The organism is Lutibacter sp. (genome assembly GCF_041596795.1).
Classification (GTDB): Bacteria; Bacteroidota; Bacteroidia; order Flavobacteriales; family Flavobacteriaceae; genus Lutibacter.
Window position 1 is genome coordinate 1 of record NZ_JBFHHX010000220.1, and the last position, 3,744, is coordinate 3,744.

Genomic DNA, 3,744 nt, shown 5'->3' on the forward strand with positions numbered 1-3,744 from the left:
GAACTTGATGTTACAGGAACTAGTGTTTTATGGTACGATACAGAAACTTCTACAACGCCTTTAAACGGAACTGATTTATTAGCAGATGGCGATTATTGGGCATCACAAACTGATGCTTCTGGTTGCGAAAGCGCTTCAAGAACTGTGGTAAATGTTACAATTAACAAAACTACACCGCCAACAACTACAGCTGCAAATCAATCGTTTTGTATTAAAGATTTTTTACCAAATACGCCTACAATTGCTGACTTATCAGTTAGTGGAACTTCAATTATTTGGTATGATACTGAAACTTCTACAACACCTTTAAATACTACAGATGTATTAATTAGTGGTGATTACTGGGCTTCACAAACAGGAGCAAATGGTTGCGAAAGCGCTACAAGATTATTAATTAATGTAAATATTATTAATCCTGTTGTGCCAACAACTACACAAACAACTCAAAGTTTTTGTTTAGCTAACAATCCTACTGTTGCCAATTTACAAGCAACTGGATCAACTATTAAATGGTACTCTAGTGAAACTTCTACAACACCTTTAAATTCAACAGAAATTTTAACAGATGGAATTTATTGGGCGGCTTCAACAGATGCCACTACAGGTTGTGAAAGTATTTCAAGATTAAGTGTTACTGTAATAATTAATGATATTTTACCAGCAACAATTACCAATGTTTCTCAAACATTTTGTGCTTCTAGTAAACCAACAATTAGCAGTTTAGATGTTTCAGGAAATGGAATTGTTTGGTTTGACTCTCAAACTTCTACAACTCCACTATTATCATCAGATTTATTGGTTGATGGAAAAAGCTATTGGGCAGCTCAAACAAATACAACAACAGGATGTTTAAGTTCATCTAGAGTAGTTGTTTCTGTTACTTTAACAGATCCTAAAGCTCCAATAATTATATCTTTAGGAAACGAATTTTGTAAAATTGACAAACCAACACTCTCAGATTTAAATGCAAATGTAACTGCGTTAAACGGAGGAACAATTACTTGGTACAATGCTTATCCTAATGGTTCGGTACTTAATTTATCTGATTTATTAGTTGAAGGAGAAACCTATTACGCTATAGAAACAGATGCTGATAGTTGTACAAGTTTAAATCCTTTAGAGGTAACAGTCTCTTTAGAATCTTGTGATGCTTATGATGTAGAGATTTACGATGGTTTTTCTCCAACAGGAAACGGTATAAACGATACATTTAAATTAGGAAATTTAAGAGATTTATACCCTAATTTTAAAGTTGAATTCTACAATCGTTGGGGAAATTTAGTGTACACCGCTAATGCTGCTAAACCTGATTGGAATGGTAGATTAAAAGGAGACGGAGAATTAGTTCCTGCAGGAGTTTATTACTTCATAATTTACTTCAATAAAAATGATAGAAAACCTATACAACGTAAGTTATATTTAAGTCGCTAAAAAAAAGAAAAAGAAACATCCAATATAAAAAAGTATGAAAAAATTACTAATATCATTTTTAACACTTATTACAACTACCATAGTTTGTGCACAACAAGATGCACAATACACACAGTACATGTACAATATGAGTGTTATTAATCCCGCATATACAACAGGAAATTTAGGTATCGTAAACTTTGGCGCATTGCACAGAACGCAATGGGTTGGTGTAGATGGTGCGCCAAAATCATCAAATATATTTGCACATACTCCAATAGACGAAAAAATTGAAGTAGGTTTTTCTTTAGTTAACGATAACATTGGTGATGTTGTTAAAGAAAATAATTTATATGCCGATTTTGCCTATAAATTAGATTTAGAAGAAAACGGAAATTTATCGCTTGGTTTAAAAGCTGGAGTAACCTTTTTTGATGTTAATTTTAACGGATTTACATTAGAGTCTGGAGATGTATTTACCGATCCAGATTTTGCCGAAAACATTAACCGATCCTATTTTAACATGGGATTAGGAGCTTTTTATAATAAAGACAATTATTATGTAGGGCTATCTGTTCCAAACATTTTAAATGCCAAACATTTAGATAGAGATAACGGAAGATATCAAGGCACAGAACAAATGCACGTATTTTTAACCGGTGGATATGTATATGAAGTTAACGAACTTTTTAAAGTAAAACCTGCATTTATGACCAAAATGGTAAAAGGCTCTCCAATGTCTTTAGATTTAACAGCAAATGTATTATACGATGATAAATTTGAATTTGGTTTAGGCTATAGAATTAACGATTCCTTTAGCGGAATGTTTAATGTTAGAGCAACATCAGAACTTCGCATTGGTTATGCATACGATCATACTATTGGGAACCTTGGTCCTTTTAGTTCAGGATCTCACGAAGTTTTTGTATTGTATGATTACGATTTATTTAACCTAAATAGAGGGTATAACAAATCACCTAGATTCTTTTAATAAAAACGTCCTTACAAATGAAAAAAATACTTATATCCCTTATAATACTTATATTTTCAACGCAACTTATAGTAGCGCAAAATTTAAGGCGAGCAAATAATTTATTTGAAAAAAGAGCGTATGTTGATGCTGCTGAATTGTATTTAGCTGAAGAATTTAAAACGCAAGAAATAAATGAAAAATTAGGCGACTGCTACTTTTTTAACAATAAAATGCAGGAAGCAGCAAAATGGTATGGCATTACTATAAAAATGTATGAAAACAAGATTGATCCAATATATTTTTACAGATATTCACAAGCTTTAAAAGGAATTAATAAGTTTGATGAAGCCGATAAATGGTTAAAAACATATAACGAGAAAAAAAATATTGCTAGCGAAAGCAGTAATTCTACTTTACAATATTTTGAAGCCTTAAATAAGAATATTAAAAGACCATATATTGTTCAACCACTTTCTATCAACTCAACAGGTTCAGATTTTGGTGTAGCAACTTTTGGAAACAAAATAGTATTCGCATCCACAAGAAACAATGGACCAAATTATGATTGGAACAATCAACCATATTTAGATTTGTTTCAGGCAGATGTAAATTCGGAAAACAACATTTCAAACATAACAGCTTTTTCTGAGTCTATCAATACAAAAATGCACGAATCAAATGCAGTTTTTACAGCCGATGGAAAAACAATGTATTTTACTCGAAATAATTTTATTGATGGTAAAAAAGGAAAAGATGAAAATAAAATAACGCATCTTAAAATTTACAAAGCACAACTAATTAATAACATTTGGACAAATATTACAGAATTACCTTTTAACAGTAATAATTATTCAACTGAACATCCTGCATTAAGTGCCGATGATAAAAAATTATATTTTGCATCAGATATGCCAGGAAGTTTGGGTTCTTTTGATATTTATGTAGTTGATATTAATGCCGATGGAACCTACACTACTCCAAAAAATTTAGGCAGTACAGTTAACACTCCACAGCGCGAACAGTTTCCATATGTAAGTTCTAAAAACATACTTTATTTTGCGTCAGATGGTCACATTGGTTTAGGCGGTTTGGATATTTTTAAAAGTGAAATAAACGGAGATAAATATTCTGAACCTATTAATTTAAGTAACGTAATTAACAGTTCTGCCGATGATTTTGCTTTTATAATTGATGAAGAAAATGAAACTGGTTATTTTGCATCTAACAGAAAAGGCGGAATGGGAGATGATGATATTTATAGTTTTACACAAACTAAACAATACTTTATTGAAGGTTTTGTTCAAAATAAAACTAGTTTAGATTTACTTCCAGGTGCTTTGGTTACTTTATTTGATGATAAA

Annotated in this window: 3 protein-coding genes; all 3 read left to right on the forward strand. The window is 31.3% G+C overall.

All coding sequences use genetic code 11. The annotated features are described in order from the left end of the window. Positions 1–1,431, forward strand: a 1,431-nt coding sequence (locus ABY298_RS15440) for a gliding motility-associated C-terminal domain-containing protein (protein ID WP_372746945.1), incomplete at its 5' end; no start/stop codon positions are given. A 34-nt stretch (positions 1,432–1,465) separates the two neighbouring features. Continuing rightward, positions 1,466–2,401, forward strand: a complete 936-nt coding sequence (locus ABY298_RS15445) for a type IX secretion system membrane protein PorP/SprF (protein WP_372746946.1) — start codon at positions 1,466–1,468, stop codon at positions 2,399–2,401. Positions 2,402–2,418: 17 nt separating this feature from the next. Continuing rightward, on the forward strand, positions 2,419–3,744 hold a 1,326-nt coding region (locus tag ABY298_RS15450), incomplete at its 3' end, for a hypothetical protein (RefSeq protein WP_372746947.1).